This is a genomic window from Marmoricola sp. RAF53, from assembly GCF_052114005.1.
GTDB lineage: Bacteria > Actinomycetota > Actinomycetes > Propionibacteriales > Nocardioidaceae > Marmoricola.
Window position 1 is genome coordinate 1 of sequence record NZ_JBFRDX010000025.1, and the last position, 17,138, is coordinate 17,138.

General features: G+C 71.8%; 17 protein-coding genes and 2 tRNA genes. 6 read left to right on the top strand and 13 right to left on the bottom strand.

Features of this window, described 5'->3' with window-relative positions; all coding sequences use genetic code 11:
* The 6 genes from AB4Y76_RS17805 to AB4Y76_RS17830 form a co-directional block, all read right to left on the bottom strand.
* On the bottom strand, positions 1 to 1,141 hold a 1,141-nt coding region (locus AB4Y76_RS17805; RefSeq protein ID WP_441927709.1), incomplete at its 3' end, for a bifunctional transcriptional activator/DNA repair enzyme AdaA.
* A gap of 126 nt (positions 1,142 to 1,267) precedes the next feature.
* A tRNA-Glu gene (locus tag AB4Y76_RS17810) sits at positions 1,268 to 1,340 on the bottom strand.
* 54 nt (positions 1,341 to 1,394) lie between these two features.
* Positions 1,395 to 1,466, bottom strand: a tRNA-Gln gene (locus tag AB4Y76_RS17815).
* 43 nt (positions 1,467 to 1,509) lie between these two features.
* Positions 1,510 to 2,466: a CPBP family intramembrane glutamic endopeptidase gene (locus tag AB4Y76_RS17820; RefSeq protein WP_441927711.1), complete on the bottom strand. Its 957-nt coding sequence runs from the start codon at positions 2,464 to 2,466 to the stop codon at positions 1,510 to 1,512.
* 16 nt (positions 2,467 to 2,482) lie between these two features.
* Positions 2,483 to 3,919 (bottom strand): glutamate--tRNA ligase, encoded by a 1,437-nt coding sequence (gltX, locus tag AB4Y76_RS17825; protein WP_441927817.1) that lies wholly within the window; start codon positions 3,917 to 3,919, stop codon positions 2,483 to 2,485.
* 40 nt (positions 3,920 to 3,959) lie between these two features.
* Positions 3,960 to 4,760, bottom strand: coding sequence for a fumarylacetoacetate hydrolase family protein (locus AB4Y76_RS17830; protein WP_441927713.1), 801 nt, complete (start codon positions 4,758 to 4,760; stop codon positions 3,960 to 3,962).
* Between the two features lie 93 nt (positions 4,761 to 4,853).
* On the opposite strand from AB4Y76_RS17830, the gene AB4Y76_RS17835 reads away from it, so the two are divergent.
* The 3 genes from AB4Y76_RS17835 to AB4Y76_RS17845 are packed head-to-tail and all read left to right on the top strand — an operon-like array spanning position 4,854 to position 7,621.
* Entirely contained in the window at positions 4,854 to 6,194 is a 1,341-nt protein-coding gene (locus AB4Y76_RS17835; RefSeq protein ID WP_441927715.1) for a hypothetical protein, read from the top strand.
* Positions 6,195 to 6,223: 29 nt separating this feature from the next.
* On the top strand, positions 6,224 to 7,165 hold the full coding sequence (locus AB4Y76_RS17840) for a 3-methyladenine DNA glycosylase (protein ID WP_441927717.1): 942 nt from the start codon (positions 6,224 to 6,226) through the stop codon (positions 7,163 to 7,165).
* Between the two features lie 48 nt (positions 7,166 to 7,213).
* On the top strand, positions 7,214 to 7,621 hold the full coding sequence (locus tag AB4Y76_RS17845; RefSeq protein ID WP_441927719.1) for a hypothetical protein: 408 nt from the start codon (positions 7,214 to 7,216) through the stop codon (positions 7,619 to 7,621).
* Position 7,622: 1 nt separating this feature from the next.
* On the opposite strand, the gene AB4Y76_RS17850 is transcribed toward AB4Y76_RS17845, so the two are convergent.
* Positions 7,623 to 9,020, bottom strand: a complete 1,398-nt coding sequence (locus AB4Y76_RS17850) for an amidase (RefSeq protein WP_441927721.1) — start codon at positions 9,018 to 9,020, stop codon at positions 7,623 to 7,625.
* A gap of 73 nt (positions 9,021 to 9,093) precedes the next feature.
* Complete coding sequence (locus AB4Y76_RS17855; RefSeq protein ID WP_441927723.1) at positions 9,094 to 9,636, bottom strand: NADPH-dependent FMN reductase; 543 nt, start codon at positions 9,634 to 9,636, stop codon at positions 9,094 to 9,096.
* Between the two features lie 130 nt (positions 9,637 to 9,766).
* Here AB4Y76_RS17855 and AB4Y76_RS17860 point away from each other — a divergent pair, with 130 nt between their 5' ends.
* The gene (locus AB4Y76_RS17860; protein WP_441927725.1) at positions 9,767 to 10,384 is read left to right on the top strand and encodes a TetR/AcrR family transcriptional regulator; all 618 of its coding nucleotides are present in this window, start codon (positions 9,767 to 9,769) and stop codon (positions 10,382 to 10,384) included.
* 3 nt (positions 10,385 to 10,387) lie between these two features.
* Here AB4Y76_RS17860 and cimA read toward each other — a convergent pair whose 3' ends face one another.
* Positions 10,388 to 11,959: a citramalate synthase gene (gene cimA / locus AB4Y76_RS17865; RefSeq protein WP_441927727.1), complete on the bottom strand. Its 1,572-nt coding sequence runs from the start codon at positions 11,957 to 11,959 to the stop codon at positions 10,388 to 10,390.
* 203 nt (positions 11,960 to 12,162) lie between these two features.
* On the opposite strand from cimA, the gene AB4Y76_RS17870 reads away from it, so the two are divergent.
* Positions 12,163 to 12,987: a patatin-like phospholipase family protein gene (locus tag AB4Y76_RS17870; RefSeq protein WP_441927729.1), complete on the top strand. Its 825-nt coding sequence runs from the start codon at positions 12,163 to 12,165 to the stop codon at positions 12,985 to 12,987.
* 112 nt (positions 12,988 to 13,099) lie between these two features.
* Here the strand turns inward: AB4Y76_RS17870 and AB4Y76_RS17875 are convergent, their stop codons facing one another.
* From AB4Y76_RS17875 to AB4Y76_RS17885, 3 genes are all read right to left on the bottom strand, one after another.
* Entirely contained in the window at positions 13,100 to 14,182 is a 1,083-nt protein-coding gene (locus AB4Y76_RS17875; RefSeq protein ID WP_441927731.1) for a branched-chain amino acid aminotransferase, read from the bottom strand.
* Positions 14,183 to 14,268: 86 nt separating this feature from the next.
* On the bottom strand, positions 14,269 to 15,342 hold the full coding sequence (locus tag AB4Y76_RS17880; RefSeq protein ID WP_441927732.1) for a 3-isopropylmalate dehydrogenase: 1,074 nt from the start codon (positions 15,340 to 15,342) through the stop codon (positions 14,269 to 14,271).
* 10 nt (positions 15,343 to 15,352) lie between these two features.
* Positions 15,353 to 15,490: a hypothetical protein gene (locus AB4Y76_RS17885; protein ID WP_441927734.1), complete on the bottom strand. Its 138-nt coding sequence runs from the start codon at positions 15,488 to 15,490 to the stop codon at positions 15,353 to 15,355.
* Positions 15,491 to 15,808: 318 nt separating this feature from the next.
* Here AB4Y76_RS17885 and AB4Y76_RS17890 point away from each other — a divergent pair, with 318 nt between their 5' ends.
* Entirely contained in the window at positions 15,809 to 16,375 is a 567-nt protein-coding gene (locus tag AB4Y76_RS17890; RefSeq protein ID WP_441927736.1) for an O-methyltransferase, read from the top strand.
* Here AB4Y76_RS17890 and yczE read toward each other — a convergent pair.
* Positions 16,372 to 17,046 carry a membrane protein YczE gene (yczE, locus tag AB4Y76_RS17895; protein ID WP_441927738.1) on the bottom strand — a complete coding sequence of 225 codons (675 nt, stop codon included), beginning with the start codon at positions 17,044 to 17,046 and terminating at the stop codon, positions 16,372 to 16,374. The genes AB4Y76_RS17890 and yczE overlap by 4 nt on opposite strands.
* Positions 17,047 to 17,138: the final 92 nt, after the last annotated feature.

Consider the following 17,138-nt stretch of genomic DNA (forward strand, 5'->3'; position numbering starts at 1 on the left):
GCATGGCGACCTGCTCGGGGGCCAGGCCGGCCAGCGCCTCCGCCGTCGGGAACAGCCGGGTCACGGCGTGCTCGCCCTCCAGCCCGAGGGGCGCGCCGATCTCGGCGACGAGGCGGGCCGCGAGGGTGCGGGCGCCGGCCACGCTCACCTGCTGGCCGAGGACCGCGCGGGCGGCGAGCTCGACCCCGTCGACGTGCCCGGGGACACGCAGCCCCGGCGTGCGGCGTACCAGGCCGGCGAGCAGCCGGTCGGCACCCAGCGCGTCGTCGACGGCGACCGGGTCGCAGTCGGCGTCGAGCAGCCGCCGGGTCCGTTCCAGGGCCGGCGCCAGGTCCCGGGCGTCGGCGAGCGCGAAGCTGCACGGCACGTAGCCGGCCGGACGGTCGGCGAGCTGGACCCGGACCACCCCGGGTCCGTGCGGCAGCGCGAGCGAGCGCTCGTACCAGCCGGGGCCGGTGGCCTCGACCCCCGGGACCGCGCGCAGCGCGAGGAAGGCCAGCAGCGACTCCCCCGCGAACGGCTCCCGTACGCCGATCCGGGTCGCGATCGCGCCCGAGGCCCGGGCCGTCGCGGCGCCGCTCCCCCGCCGCCCGCGCAGCTCGGTGGGCGTGGCGGCGTAGACCTCGCGGACGGTGTCGTTGAACTGCCGGATGCTGGCGAAGCCGGAGGCGAAGGCGATGTCGGCGAAGGTCAGCCCGGTGGTCTCGATCAGGACCCGGGCGGTCTGGGCCCGCCGGGCCCTGGCCAGGGCCAGCGGGCCGGCGCCGAACGCGCCGGTGACGAGCCGGTTGAGCTGGCGCGGCGAGTACCCGAGCCGGGCGGCCAGGCCCTCGACGCCCTCGCGCTCGACCGCGCCGTCGGCGATCAGCCGCATCGCCCGTCCGGCGGCGTCCGCCGCGACGTCCCAGTCGGGCGAGCCGGGGACCGCGTCCGGGAGGCAGCGCTTGCAGGCCCGGTAGCCGGCCTGCTGCGCGGCGGCCGCGCTCGGGTGGAAGGTGACGTTGGCGAGCTTCGGCGTGATCGCCGGGCAGCTCGGCCGGCAGTAGATCCCGGTGCTGCTGACCGCGGTGTAGAACACGCCGTCGAACCGGCGGTCCCTGCTCTTCACGGCCCGGTAGCAGGCCTCGCGATCGCTGTGCATGCCGTAAGTCTCGCCGCCGACCACCGCCAGTTCTAGCGGGAATCGGCCACGAGCGTTTCCGGGGGCACTCGGAGACCGGCGAAAGCACTGAAGCCCGGTCCTGATGGACCGGGCTTCAGTGATCTGTACCCCCGACGGGATTCGAACCCGCGCTACCGCCTTGAGAGGGCGGCGTGCTAGGCCACTACACAACGGGGGCCTGAGCGACGGTGACTCTATCGGCTTGTCGCCGATCGAACCAAATCGTCTCTCGCTGGGATACAAGGACTCGAACCTTGACTAACTGGACCAGAACCAGTCGTGCTGCCAATTACACCATATCCCACTATTTCGGACCGGCTGCCGAGGCGGCCGACCGAGGGGAAACCTTACACGGAGGGGGTTCCGGGCGCCAAAACGGGGGGCTTCTGAACGCCGGTCGTGGCGGGACTCACACCCATCCGGCGGGCGGCGAACAGCACCAGGACAAGGTAGACGCCGTTCTGCGTGATCGTCAGCGCGATGTTCCACCAGGAGACGTCGCTGACCTTCAGGCTCTCGTCGATGCTGCCCAGCGACAGCGCCAGGCCGAAGGCCACCAGGTTGTTCCAGACGTGCAGCGCGATACCGGCCTCCAGTCCCCCGGTCCGCACCACGATGAAGCCCGCGATCAACCCGAAGGTGAGCCGGTCGAGGAACAGCGGCAGGTTCTGCGCCCCGTGCGCCAGCGCGAAGAGCAGCGAGCTCACCACGACCCCGAACCACGGCCGGGCCGCCAGCGCACCGAAGGCCTGCAGCAGGTAGCCCCGGAAGCCGTACTCCTCCCCGATCGCCTGCAGCGGCGTGGTGAGCAGGACGACGACCGCGATCGCGACCGTGCTCGCGGTCCAGTCGTTCGCCGGTCCCCCGAGTCCGTCGAGATCGCCGGGCAGCAGCATGCTCACCAACAGCTGGGCCGCGATCGCCACCAGCGCGAGGCCCAGGCAGACCCGGAAGAACCGCCAGCGGAACGAGCCGGTCATCGAGGCCAGGAACCGCGGCGACACGTCGTGCACGAACCGCACCAGGAAGCAGGCCACCGGGACCAGCGCCGCCAGGCTCAGGTTCAGGTAGAGCATCGACTGCCAGCTGACCGGGTCCAGCGCCACCGCGTCGGTGAACGCGGAGGTGAACGAGCCGTCGTGGTCGAGCCACACGGTCACCGCCAGCAGTGGCTGCAGCAGCAGTGGGGCGAACAGCACCGCGGAGGCGAACAGCAGCAGGATGCCGACGACCGGACGCCACCACCGGTACGTCGCCGTCCGCAGCGTCAGCGCGTACCCGGGACCGCCCGGACGCTGCACCACTCCCCGCGTCTCCGGGTCAGGCCAGCGCGGCGTCGAGGCGGGCCAGCGTCGCGTCCCGGCCGAGCAGCTCCAGCGACTCGAACAGCGGCGGCGACACCTTGCGGCCGGTGATCGCGACCCGGACCGGGCCGAACGCGTTGCGCGGCTTCAGCCCGAGCTCGTCGACCAGCTTGGCGCGCAGCGCCTCGTCGATCGCCGCGGTGCTCCAGGCGCCGATCCCGGCCAGCGCCTCCCGTGCGGCGGCGACGACCTTGCGGCCGTCCTCGTCGCGGATCACGGCGACGTCGGCCTCGTCGTAGGTGACGTGGTCGGCGAAGAGGAAGCCGAGCATCCCGGGCACCTCGGTCAGCTTGTTGATCCGCTCGCCGACCAGCGGCATCGCGAGCTCGAGCAGCTGGGTGTCGGACTCCGACAGCGGATCGCCCACCACGCCGGCCTCCTTGAGGAACGGCAGCGCCCGGTGGGTGATCTCGTCGAGCGGCAGCAGCCGCATGTGCGAGGCGTTGATCGCCTCCGCCTTCTTCAGGTCGAAGCGCGCCGGGTTCGGGTTCACGTCGGCGATGTCGAACTTCTCGACCATCTCGGCAAGGCTGAACACGTCCCGGTCGGCGGCGATCGCCCAGCCGAGCAGCGCCAGGTAGTTGAGCAGGCCCTCGGGCAGGAAGCCGTCCTCGCGGTAGCCGAGCAGGCTCGCGCCCGGGTCCCGCTTGGAGAGCTTCTTGTTGCCCTCGCCCATCACGTACGGCAGGTGCCCGAACCGCGGCGTGGCCTTGCCGATGCCGACCTCGATCAGGGCGTCGTACAGGGCGATCTGGCGCGGCGTCGAGGACAGCAGGTCCTCTCCGCGGAGCACGTGGGTGATCTCCATCAGCGCGTCGTCGACCGGGTTGACCAGCGTGTAGAGCGGGTCGCCGTTGGCGCGGGCCAGCGCGTAGTCCGGCACGTGCTCGGTCTGGAAGGTGATCTCGCCGCGGACCAGGTCGTCCCAGGTGATCTCGCCGTCGGGCATCCGGAACCGGACGACGGGCCGGCGGTCCTCGGCCTCGAAGGCGGTCACCTGGTCCTCGGTGAGCTCGCGGCAGAAGCCGTCGTAGCCCATCACCTTGGAGCCGGACGCCTTGCGGCGCGCCTCGACCTCCTCGTTGGTGCAGTAGCAGTCGTAGGTGCGGCCGCTCTCGCGGAGCTTGTACAGCGCGTCGGCGTACAGGTCGCCGCGCTCGGACTGGAAGTACGGGCCGAACGCGCCGCCGACCTCGGGGCCCTCGTCCCAGTCGAGGCCGAGCCAGCGCATCACCTGGATGATCGCGTCGTAGGACTCCTGGGTGGATCGCTCCTTGTCGGTGTCCTCGATCCGGAGGACGAAGGTGCCCCCGACGTGGCGCGCGAACGCCCAGTTGAACAGGGCCGTCCGGGCCAGGCCGACGTGCGGCGAGCCCGTCGGGCTCGGGGCCATCCGGACCCGGACCGGAGTGTGGGAGCCGGGAGTGGTCGTCTCAGTCACGCTGCTTCACCTTGTTGGTCAGGTTGCCGATGCCGGAGATCGAGACCTCGATCTCGTCGCCGACCTGGACGGGTCCGACACCCTCGGGGGTGCCGGTGAGGATGACGTCGCCCGGGAGGAGCGTCATCACCGAGGAGACGTACTCGACCAGCGTCGGGACGTCGAAGATCATGTCGGAGGTGCGGCCGTCCTGCTTGACCTCGCCGTTGACGAAGGTCTGCACCCGCAGGTCGGAGACGTCGAGCTCGGTCTCGATCCACGGCCCGAGCGGGCAGAACGAGTCGAAGCCCTTGGCCCGGGTGAACTGGCCGTCCTTGCGCTGCAGGTCGCGCGCGGTCACGTCGTTGGCGACCGTGTAGCCCTGGACGACGTCGGCGAACTTGGCCGCCGGGACGTCGCGGCAGGGCCGGCTGATCACCACGGCGAGCTCGCCCTCGTAGTGCACCTCGCTGCTCTGCCGCGGGTAGAAGACCGGGTCGTCGGGGCCGACGACGCTGGTGTTCGGCTTCATGAACATCAGCGGCTCGTCCGGGACGTCGCCGCCCATCTCGGCGGCGTGCGCGGCGTAGTTCCGGCCGATGCCGATCACCTTGCTGCGCGGCAGCACCGGCGAGAGCAGCCGTACGTCGGCCAGCCGGTACTCCTTGTTGGACAGGTGCAGCCCGACGTAGAGCGGGTCCCCGTTGAGGCCGACGATCACGCAGTCCTCGTCCGGGATCCCGTGCTCGTCGATCTCGCCCGTGACGACGCCGAACAGGGGATCTTCTCCGGTGGTGAACCTCGCGATACGCACCCGGTGAGCCTATCGTTCCGCCGGTGTAGACCTCGGTCCGGCCATCGCGGGTAAATCCGGCCCACCGGGGCCGGCGCCAGTACGGTCCCTGCCATGCGCCCCTCCCAGCGCCGTCGTGCGCGCGCCGTCGTCCGTCCGCTCGCCCTCGCCCTGCTGGCAACCTGCGTGGCCGTCGGGGTGGCTCCGCCGAGCGCGCCGGCGTCGGCCTCCGACCCGGCCCGCGACCGCTCCTGCGGCTGGGTCCTGGAGCCGAGCGCGGACCGGGAGAACATCCTCTTCCCCGACCTCGCCACCCGCTACCTCGGCGCCGCCGTCCCGGTCCCGCCCGGCGGGTCGATCGAGCTCACCGGCGAGTTCCCGCAGGCGCGCTACATGTCCCTGCAGACCTACAGCCTCGGGCTGCAGACCGCGAGCAACCTGCGCGACGACCAGATCGAGCCGGACCCGGGCTCGACGAACCCGTTCCGGATCGGCGCCGACCGGACCGCGCCGAACCGGCGGTACACGGTCCGCGTCGTCGCCGGGAACGCGCCGGCGAGCGGCCGGCCGCCGAACACGCTCTACAACAACAGCACCGACGGGTCGAAGCTCGGCATCGCGCTGGCGTACCGGATCTACCTGCCGGACCGCGGCACCGGCCCGTTCGGCGGCGTCGCGGCCCCGGCGATCACGCTCGTGCTCGCGGACGGCACCCGGATCCCGTTCCCGACCTGCCCGGACCCGCTGCCGGAGCTGATGCCGGTCACCGACCTGCTCGCCGGTCTCGGACTCGACCTGCCGCTGCCGCCGCTCGGCCTGCTGGCGCCGAGGTCGCCGAACTTCCAGCGCTACGTGAACGTCGCGCAGACCTACCTGACCGATGTCACCGAGAACGAGTACACGAGCAGCACCCTCACCCCGTTGGTCGCGTCGGTCACCTCGACGCTGCCGGCCGGGCTCGGCGAGAACGTCGACAACAAGTACGTCTACGCCTACCTGACCCAGGAGTACGGCAAGGTCGTGCTGCTCAGGGGCAGGATGCCGACGACCCCGCGCACCTTCGCCGGGCAGCCGGTCACCACCGGCGGGCAGCAGCTGCGCTACTGGTCGATGTGCACGGCGAACCGGACGACCCAGACCTACGGCTGCGTCAACGACGAGGACGTCCAGGTCGATGCGGACGGCTCCTTCACGATCGCGATCTCCACCGCGGCGAACAGGCCGGCCAACGCCACCGCGGCGTGCGGCATCTCCTGGCTCCCGTGGGGCATCGACCCGAAGGGCATCGCCTACATGCGCAACATGCTGCCCCGGGCCGATTTCACGCACGCGGTCCAGTCGGCGACGTACGGGACCGAGCGGCAGGTGCTCGCCGACTACTACCCGAGGGGCACGTACTACCCGACGCCGAAGGCCTTCGAGCAGGCGGTGGGCTGCCACCCGTCGGCTGGCTGACCCACCGCCGGTTCGCCTAACCTCAGGCGGTGCTCCTCGACCGGCTCCTCCTCGACCGCGCCGCGTGGTCCGAGCGCGCCCGGGCGCACGAGGAGCGGATCGACGTCCTCGTCGGCCCGCACCTCGCCCGGCGCGAGCGTGGCGAGGTGCACCCGGTGCACGACTTCCTGTTCACCTACTACTCCCAGCGCCCGGCCGCCCTGCGCCGCTGGCACCCCGGGTACGGCGTGACCCTGGAGGACGCCCCGGAGTACGCCGTCGCGAAGGGGTACGCACCACCGCTGGTCGAGGAGGGCCGCCAGGGCCCGTCCCGAAACCCGGTGACGGTCAGTGCGTCCTACCTCGCCACCCAGCGCGCGCTCATCGAGTCGATCCGCACCCTGCTGGTCGCGACCGCCGGCCGGCCGCCGTCCCTCGGCTGCTTCGGGTTGCACGAGTGGGCGATGGCCTACCGCAGTGACGCGGCGCAGGACGGGTCGGGGGGCAACGAGCTCCGGCACGCCTGGCCACTGCGGCTCGGCGCCGGCGGCACCGACCAGGTCGTCGAAGGCCACCGGATCGGCTGCTCGCACTTCGACGCGTTCCGCTTCTTCACCCCGCCGGCCCGGCCGCTGAACACCCTGCAGCCGGGGCGCGACGACCGGCCGGCGTACGAGCAACCGGGCTGCCTGCACGCCGGGATGGACCTCTACAAGCACGCGTTCCGGCTCACCCCGCTGATCCCGAGCGAGCTGGTCGCCGACGCCTTCGAGCTGGCCTGGGACATCCGGATCCTCGACATGCGGGCGGCGCCGTACGACTTCACCGGGGTGACCCTCGACCCGACCGGAGAACCGTGGACCCCGGTCGCGATCGAGACGGGCGAGGGCAAGGCCGAGTACGTCGCCCAGCAGCGCCTGTTCGCCGAGCGCGGGGCGCCGATCCGCGCCACCCTGATCGCGGAGTGCGACCGCCTGCTCACCGCCGTCTGAGTACGCGCACGGATGCCCCGAGCGGGGCGCTCCCCCGACGCTGGAACCATGAGCGACTTCAACCCGTACGCCGGCCCGCACCCCGTCGCCCCTGACGAGACCTCCGCCCCGGCGACCGTGCAGATCTCCCGCCGCTGGGCCCTGTTCTGGGCCTGGACCGGTCTTCTCGCCGGGGTGGTGGTGACCTTCGTCGGCACCTTCGCGGCCTCCGCGCTGGTGTACTTCGGCCAGTCGGCCGGCTGCGACGAGGTCGCGAACGAGGCCACGATCGAGGTGGGGATGCGTTCGCTGCTCGGCGTGCTCGGCGTCGCAGCCGTGCCGTGGGCGCTCGCCGGGTTCTTCAGCCGGCACAAGGTGGTCGTCGGCATCGCCGCGGTGATCGCACTGACACCGGCGCTCTACGCGCTCGCCCACGGGCTGACGCCGGGAGCGTGGGACGACGGCTGGTGCTTCTGAGTCACCAGCACGGCGGCGTGCGGTCCTCCCAGGGCGCCGCCTCCTCGACCTGCGCGGCCAGCGCGAGCAGCAGGTCCTCGCGTCCGGGTGCGGCCGCCAGCATGACGCCGACGGGGAGGCCGCGGGCGGTCTCGTGCAGCGGCAGCGAGATGGCCGGGCTGCCGGTCACGTTCCACATCGACGTCCACGGCGTGAACCGCTTCTGCGCCTCGAAGTCCGCCGCCGGGTCCTCGTCGTCGCGCAGCGCGCCGACCGGGAGCGGCGGGCTCGCGAGCGTCGGGGTGAGGACGACGTCGTAGGGGGCGAGCGTCTCCAGGGTGCGGGCGGCGACCCGGCGGAGCTCGCCGAGCGCGAGCCCGAACTCCGGCCCCGACACCTGCTCGCCCTTCTCCCCCAGCCAGCGGGTCAGCGGCCGCAGCTTGCCGCGGGCGTCGTCGTCGAGGGTCACGGTGGAGAGGCCGGTCAGCACCGCCCAGCAGGTCTCGAAGAACGGCACCGCGTCGCGCGGCATCGGCACCGCGATGTCGACGATCTCGTGACCGAGCTGCTCCAGCAGCTTGCTGGCGTCGGCCCAGGCGGCCAGGCACTCGCCGTCGACCTCGGTGTCGGCGATCACCGGTTCGGCGAACCGGGCGATCCGCAGCGGCCCCGGGTCGGCCTCGCAGTGCAGCAGGAACGGGTGCCGGGACTCGGGCGCCCAGAACGGGTCGCCGACGGCGCGGCCGGCCATCACGTCGAGCAGCGCGGCGGCGTCGCGGACGTTGCGGGCCAGCGGGCCGGCGGTGGCGAGGCCGGTGATCTCGCCGTACGTCGGGGAGCCGGAGATCCGGCCTCGGGTGGGCTTCAGCCCGACCAGGCCGCAGCAGCTGGCCGGGATCCGGATCGATCCGCCGCCGTCGGAGCCCTGCGCCACCGCGACGAGCCCGCCGGCCACCGCGGCGGCCGCGCCACCGCTGGAACCGCCGGCCATCCGGCTGGTGTCCCACGGGGTCACCGCGGGCGGCGCGACGTCGTTCTCGGTGTAGCAGGGGGACCCGAATTCGGGGGTGTTGGTCTTGCCCAGGCTGATCAGCCCGCCGGCCCGGATCCGGGCTACGACCTCGTCGTCGACGTCGGGAACGTTGTCGGCGTAGACCGCGGAGCCGAAGGTGGTCCGCACCCCGGCCGTCGTGTTCAGGTCCTTGACCGCGGTCGGCACCCCGGCGAGCGGTCCGGGGCCGAGCGGCGCGAACGCACGCTGGCGGGCCCGCTCGGCGGTCACCGTGACGAAGGCGCCCAGCTCGGCGTCGAGGCGCTGGACCCGCTCCAGGTAGTGCTCGACGAGCTCGGCGGGCGACACGACCCTCGCGGCGACCGCGGCGCCCTGCTCGAGGGCGGTGAGATCGTGCAGCGCGGTCACGACCACGACGTTAGCCGTTGGCCCCCGCCCCCGGGACCTGGACCGGGGACAGGGACGAAGCGCGAACCTGGGATCAGGCGGCGGGCTGCTCGGCCGCGAAGTCGACCAGCGTCTCCAGGGCACCGCGGATGCGGCCCTGGACCTCGGGGTCGGCGAGCACGTCGACGTCGATCGAGGTCTGCGAGACGTCGATGTCCTCGACGACCACGGCACCGGCGATCTTGGCCGAGCGCCGGGTGTCCTCGTGGGCCCACTTGCCGCCGTACGGCGTCGGGGTGACGCCGATGACGCCGACCGGCTTGCCGGCGATGGCGCCCTGGCCGTACGGGCGGGAGAGCCAGTCGATGGCGTTGTTCAGCACGGCCGGCATGGTCGCGTTGTACTCGGGGGTGATCACGAGGACGCGGTCGGCGCCGGCGACCTGCTCGCGGACGGCGGTGGCGGCGGCCGGGGCGGTCTCGCCGTCGAGGTCCTCGTTGTAGAACGGGACGTCGGCCAGACCGTCGACGATGTCGACCTGGACGCCTTCGGGGGCCTGCGCCTTGAGGGCCTCGGCCACCTGGCGGTTGACGCTGTCGGCGCGGAGGCTGCCGACGAGAACGGCTACACGGGTCATGGTTGTCTGCTCCTGGAGTAGTTGAGAGGGGAACCGCTTCAGAAGGCCTAACCGGACCGCAGTCCGCTTTCATTCCCGGATCCGGAAAAATTCTCCGACCGCCCCCGCTCGGACGCCCTAGGGTGGCCGGATGAGCACTGGCTGGACGGACGGGGGCGAGCTGCTGCCGATCCTCGGCCAGCCCCCGCGCGAGCGCAGCGACGCGGCCCGCAACCGCGACGCCGTGCTCTGCGCCGCCCAGCAGCTCGTCGCCCGGCACGGCGTCGAGGCCGTCACGATGGACGCGGTCGCCGAGGCCGCCGGCGTCGGCAAGGGCACGGTGTTCCGCCGCTTCGGCAGCCGAGCCGGTCTGATGGCCCGCCTGCTCGACGAGTCCGAGGCCGCCTGGCAGGCGGCCGTCATCTCCGGACCGCCGCCGCTCGGACCGGGCGCTCCCCCGCGCGACCGGCTGCTCGCCTTCGGCCGGTCCCGCTTGGTGAGCAACCTGGAGAAGGCGGACCTGCTGCTCGCCGCGACCGGGGACACTGCTCCGCGCAGCTACGCGGCGTACTCGTTCACCGCGACGCACGTGCGGTACCTGCTCGGCGAGCTCGGCGTCAGCGGCGACATCGCCCTGCTCGCCACCGCCCTGCTCGCACCGCTGGAGGTGCCGATCCTGCTCCAGCAGGTCCAGATCGAGCACATGGACGTCGAGCGGATCCTCGACGGCTGGGAGGACCTCGTCAACCGGGTGGTCGACCCGCGGTGACCCTCAGGCGCCGTGCCGGCGCAGCCCGAAGGTGAGGCCGTCGATCAGCGCCTCCCAGGACGCCTCGATCACGTTGTGCCCGACCCCGACGGTGACCCACGACGACTCGCCGTCGGAGGTCTCGATCAGCACCCGGGTGATCGCGTCGGTGCCGTGGCCCTGGTCCACGATCCGCACCTTGTAGTCGATCAGCTCGAACTTCACGACCTCCGGGTAGAGCTGCTCGATCGCCTGGCGCAGCGCGTGGTCGAGCGCGTTCACCGGGCCGTTGCCCTCGCCGACCACGACCAGCCGCGAACCGCCGGCGAGCAGCTTCACGGTCGCCTCCGACCCGGCCTCGGCGCCCGGGGCCGAGTCCGTGATCACCCGCCACGACTCGACCTCGAAGTACGACGGCCGCGCGCCGGCCACCTCGCCGGCGAGCAGCAGCTCGAAGGAGGCGTCCGCCGCGTCGAAGGTGTAGCCCCGCAGCTCCATCTCCTTGACCTGCGCGGTCACGCTCGCCACCAGCTCCGGACTCAGCTCGAAGCCGAGCTCGCGGCCCTTCAGCTCGATGGACGCGCGCCCGGCCATGTCCGAGACGAGCAGCCGCATGTCGTTGCCGACGCCCTCCGGGTCCATGTGCTGGTAGAGGTTCGGGTCCACCTTGATCGCGCTCGCGTGCAGGCCGGCCTTGTGCGCGAACGCGGAGACGCCGACGTAGGGCTGGCGCGAGGACGGCGGCACGTTGGTGACCTCGGCGACCGCGTGCGCGATCCGGGTCGCGTCCCGCAGCAGGCCGGCGGGCAGCACGGCACGGTTCATCTTGAGCTCGAGGTTGGCCACCACGTTGATGAGGTCGGCGTTGCCGGTGCGCTCGCCGTACCCGTTGATGCAACCCTGCACGTGGGTGGCGCCGGCGTCGACCGCGGCCAGGCTGTTGGCCACCGCGCACCCGGTGTCGTTGTGCGCGTGGATGCCGATCCGGCCGCCGGTGCTCGAGACCACGTCGTGCACCACGTCGCTGACCCAGGTCGGCAGCATGCCGCCGTTGGTGTCGCAGAGCGCGGCCACCTCGGCGCCGGCCTCGAACGCCGTGCGCAGCACCTCGATCGCGTAGTCGCGGTTGTCGCGGTAGCCGTTGAAGAAGTGCTCGGCGTCGAGGAAGACCCGCTGCCCCTCGGCGGTCAGGTGCGCGACCGTGTCCCGGACCATCGCCAGGTTCTCGGCCAGCGTGGTGCGCAGGGCCAGCTCGACGTGCCGGTCGTGCGACTTCGCCACCAGGGTGACCACACCAGCGCCGGAGTCGCGGAGCGCCGCGACCAGCGGGTCGTCGGCAGCCTTCATCCCGGCTCGACGGGTGGCCCCGAACGCCGCGAGCCGGGCGTGCTGGAGCTTGAGCTCGTCCTTGGCCTTGGCGAAGAACTCGGTGTCCTTCGGGTTCGCGCCGGGCCAGCCGCCCTCGATGAACCCCACGCCGAGACCGTCGATGTGCCGGGCGATCGCGAGCTTGTCCGCCACCGAGAGGTTCAGGCCCTCCTGCTGCGCACCGTCGCGCAGAGTCGTGTCGTAGACGTGGAACGCGTCGCTGGTCATCTCGTGGTCTCTCTCGGTGGTGGTCGCGGCCGGCAACAAAAAAACCTCCCGGTGGACGAGAGGTTGGCGCGGCGGAAGCCAGATCTGAGGGTCTGGGCCGTCGCGCTAGTCGATAATGATCGCTGCCTGAAGCACATCGTGAGTGTGCCACACCACCGTGGCTCCCGGCTCGCGGTCCCACGAAGCGGTCGGAAGGAGCCACCATGACGCGTGCGCTGGTGCTCGGCGGGGGCGGCGTCACCGGTGTCGCCTGGGAGATCGGCGTCCTGGAAGGGCTGCGCCGCGCCGGCGTGGACCTCACCGGCGCGGACACGATCCTCGGCACGTCCGCGGGCGCGGCCGTGGGGGCCCGGATCACCACCGGCGATCTCGCGGCGTCGTACGAGGCCCAGACGACGCCGGCCGTCCACGAGATGTCGGCCTCGCTCGGCCCGACGACACTGCTCCGGCTCGGCATCATGCTGGCCCGTCGCGGCGAGCAGTCCGCGAAGTGGCGCAAGGTCGGCGCGGCCGCCCTCGCCGCCCACCCGGAGTCACCGGAGGCGCGGCGCGAGGTGATGCGTTCGCGGATCGGCGATCCCGCGTGGCCCGACCGCGACCTGCGGATCACGGCGGTCGACGTGGACGCCGGCGAGCTCGTCGTCTTCGACGCGAGCTCGGGCGTCGCGCTGATCGACGCGGTCGCGGCCAGCTGTGCCGTCCCGCTGGTCTGGCCACCGGTCCCGATCGACGGCACCACGTACGTCGACGGCGGGATCCGCTCCCCCACGAACGCCGACCTGGTGGCAGGCGCCGAGCGACTCGTCGTCCTGGCCCCGCAGACGCAGGCGGTCTCCCGCGAGCACGCGATCGCCCGTCAGGTCGAGCGCACCGGCGCCGCGCACCACGTCGTCGTGGCCCCGGACGGGAAGTCCGAGCGTGCGATGGGCTCGAACGCGCTCGACCCGACCAGGCGCGAGGCCGCCGCGGCGGCCGGCCTGCGCCAGGGCCAGGCGATGGCCGAGAAGGTCGCTGCGGTCTGGGGGTGACCTGAGACGCGTCAGCGGATCAGATCGATGGTCATCCCGTGGTCACCGCGCTGGGCAGCTCACGCCGTCTCGACAAGCTCGACGACCACAGCTCGACGACCACAGGACTCCCTCAGATCACGCGGTGCATCCAGCCGAACTCGTCGGCCGCGCGGCCGTACTGGAGGTCGACCAGGGACTGCCGGATCTGCGCGGTCAGCGGTCCGGTCTCGGTGGAGCCCTGGACCTCGCCGCCCTTCCACTTGAGGGTGCCGACGGGGGTGACGACCGCGGCGGTGCCGCAGGCGAAGACCTCGGTGATCTCGCCGGAGGCGACGCCCTCGCGCCACTCGTCGATGGAGATCTTGCGCTCCTCGACCTTGTGGCCGGCCTTCTCGGTGAGCTCGATGATCGCCGAGCGGGTGATGCCCTCGAGGATCGTGCCGGTCTCCGGTGTCACCACGTGGCCGTCGGCGTAGACGAAGTACATGTTCATGCCGCCGAGCTCCTCGACGTACTTGCCCTCGGCGACGTCGAGGAAGACGACCTGGTCGCAGCCCTGGGCGATGGCCTCCTGCTGGGCGACGAGCGAGCTGGCGTAGTTTCCGCCGGTCTTGGCCGCGCCCATGCCGCCGCGGCCGGCCCGGGTGTACTCCTCGGTGAGCCACAGGGTGAGCGGCTTGATGCCGCCCTTGAAGTAGGCACCGGCCGGCGACGCGATCACCATGAAGGTGACGTGCTGGGACGGGCGCACCCCGAGGAACGCCTCGGTCGCGATCATGAACGGCCGGATGTACAGGCTCTTCTCGGAGCCCGCCTCCGCGATCCACCGCTGGTCGACCTCGACGAGCGCCTCGACGGCCTGCACGAAGTCCTCCGGCTCGAGGACCGGCAGCGCGAGCCGGTGCGAGGACCGCTTCATACGCTCGGCGTTCTCGAACGGGCGGAAGGTCCACACCGACCCGTCGTCGTGCCGGTAGGCCTTCATGCCCTCGAAGGTCTCCTGCGCGTAGTGCAGGACCGCGGTCGCCGGGTCGAGGGTGAGCGGCCCGTACGCCGTGATCCGGGCGTCGTGCCAGCCCTTCTCCGGGGTCCACTCCACGGTGAACATGTGGTCGGTGAAGTAGGTCCCGAATCCCGGGTTCGCCAGGATCTCGGCAACCTGCTCGTCGGACTTCGGGTTCGCCGACGGGATGATCGAGATGTCGAGGGTCATGAGGGCACGTTATCTCTCGTGATCGCAGGTGCAGAACAGGGTTCTTCCCTGAGCCGCGACCCGGGTCAGGAGGACCTCCGCGCGGCTCAGCCCGCTACTCGTGCGGCGATGCTGTCGCCGATGGCCGGCGTGTGGATCGGCGCCGTGGTGTCGCGCTCGGCGAGGTCGGCGATGACGGCGTTCTCGACCTTCTGCGCCGCCTCGGCGAGGCCCAGGTGGTCGAGCATCAGCGAGACCGAGAGGATCGCGGCGGTCGGGTCGGCCTTGAGCTGGCCGGCGATGTCCGGCGCCGAGCCGTGCACCGGCTCGAACATGGACGGCGCGGTCCGGTCCGGGTTCACGTTGCCGCTGGCGGCCAGGCCGATGCCCCCGGTGACGGCGGCGGCGAGGTCGGTGATGATGTCGCCGAACAGGTTGTCGGTGACGATCACGTCGAACCGCGCCGGGTCGGTGGTCATGAAGATCATCGCGGCGTCGATGTGCATGTAGTCCGTGGTGACGTCCGGGTACTCCGCGGCGACCTGCTGGAAGAGCCGCCACCAGACCGAGCCGGCGTTCACCAGCACGTTGGTCTTGTGGATCAGCGTCAGCTTCTTGCGGGGCCGGCGCCGGGCGCGGGCGAAGGCGTCACGCACGACCCGCTCGACGCCGTACGCGGTGTTGACCGAGACCTCGGTGGCGACCTCGGCCGGAGTGCCGACGCGCAGGGCGCCGCCGTTGCCGGTGTACGGACCCTCGGTGCCCTCGCGGACGACCACGAAGTCGACCTCGCCCTTGTCCAGGACGTGCGGGGCGAGCGGCGAGACCGAGCCCGGGAAGATCCGGGACGGGCGCAGGTTCACGTAGTGGTCGAGCTCGAACCGGAGCCGCAGCAGCAGCCCGCGCTCGAGGATGCCCGGGGGCAGGTTCGGGTCGTTGGGCTTGCCGCCGACCGCGCCGAGCATGATCACGTCGTGCGCGCGGATCTCCTCCAGCACCGTGTCCGGGAGCACCTCGCCGGTGGCGAGGTACCGCTCGGCGCCCAGGTCGTAGCGGGTCGGCTCGAACTTCACGTCCGACGGGGTGACCGCCTCGAGGACCTTGAGGGCCTCGGCGGTGACCTCGGTACCGATCCCGTCTCCGGGGATGACGGCGAGCTTGAAGGAGGAGGTGGCAGACATGCGGGCGAGCCTAGTTGTCGTCGGGGCGCTGGCCGCCGTTGTCTCGCAGGTCAAGCGCGGCCTGCAGCGCCCCCTGCTGGGCCTGCTGGGAGTAGGGGCTCTCGGGGTTGTGCTTGGCCGGACCCCAGTCCGGATACATCTCGTACATCTGAGTCTCCTGGGAAGTGTGTTCGCGAACGGTGGTCCGCGAACGCCGGGAGATCCGGACGCCGTGAGAAGGGCGGTGCGGGGACTCGCTCGCGGAGGGGTTCGTAGGCCTGAAGGGCGGGTAACGCCGAACTCCGCGGCGAGGTGGCCTACGTCCTAGGCCTCGCCGCGGCGCTCGATAAGTACGAACACGCTCCGCATGATGGAAGAGCGTAGGTGGCGGGGGCCGGGGGTGAGTAGGGATTGACCAGGACGTCCCACGATCCGAGACTTCTCTCCGAGGAATGGACTCCCCCGCCTGATTTGAAACACTCGATGCATGAGCGCTCCTCCTGACGTCCCGGCGATCGTCGCGCGTGCCTTCGACGTCTCGAGGCGCGCCGGCTACGTGTCGTTCTGCCGCAACGAGACCGGCCGGCTGCTCGCCGCCCTGGCCGCGACCCGCACCGGGACGATGGCCGAGTTCGGCACCGGCTGCGGCGTGGGCACCGCGTGGCTGCGCTCCGGCTCCCGGCCCGGCACGATGATCCTCTCGGCCGAGCTCGACGAGCGCCTGGCCGGTGCGGCGCAGGAGATCTTCACCGACGACCCGCAGGTCGAGGTGCTCGCCGCCGACTGGTCGACGCTGCGGAACAAGGGCCCGTACTCGCTGCTCTTCCTGGACCCGTCCTCCCCCGAGGACGCCTCGGTCGACTCGGTCGTCGACCTCGTCGAGCGCGGCGGGATCGTGGTCATGGACGACTTCACGCCGTGCGACACCTGGCCGCCGCTGACGATGGGCCGGGTCGACACCCTGCGCGAGACCTGGCTGACCGACGAGCGGTTCACCGCGGTCGAGGTGATGGTCGCGCCGGACGCGTCCGCGCTGATCGCGACGAAGAACTAGCGGGTCGCGGGGACTGCCGGCAGCGGGACGACCGCGCGCGGCAGCAGGTGCTGGACCAGCGGTCCGATCGCGAGCGCGTACAGGACCGTGCCCACCCCGACCTTCCCGCCGAGCAGGAACCCGAGGACGACGACGCTGACCTCGAGGGTGGTCCGCACGGCCCGGATCGAGACGCCGGTACGCCGGTGCAGGCCGGTCATCAGCCCGTCGCGCGGACCAGGGCCGAACTGGGAGCCGATGTAGAGCGCGGTGGCGAGCCCGTTGAGCAGTACGCCCGCGACCAGGAGCAGGACGCGCGCGGAGAGCGAGTCGGGCGTCGCGAGCACGCCGAGCGCCGCATCGGCGGAGAGGCCGACCACGAAGGAGTTGGCGATCGTGCCCAGGCCGGGCATCTCGCGCAGCGGGATCCAGAGCAGCAGGACGAGCAGGCTCACCAGGATCACGCACTGACCGATCGTGAGCGGCAGGTGCTCGGCCAGACCCTGGTGGAGCACGTCCCACGGGGCGTTGCCGAGGGACGCGCGGATGATCATCGCGAGGGTGATCCCGTAGAGGACCAGCCCGGCGGTGAGCTGGGTCAGCCGTCGGCCGAGACGCCCGGCGCGCAGCTGCTGGACCGGTCCGATCCGGGCCAGCTCGCGGGCCGGGGGTGCGTCAGCGCGAGACGACACGGTTGATGAGCCGGTGCAGCCGACGCGGGCGCCGACCCAGGGCGGGAGTACCGATGCGGGTGTTGTCGAAAGCAGCCATGGCACAAGAAAAC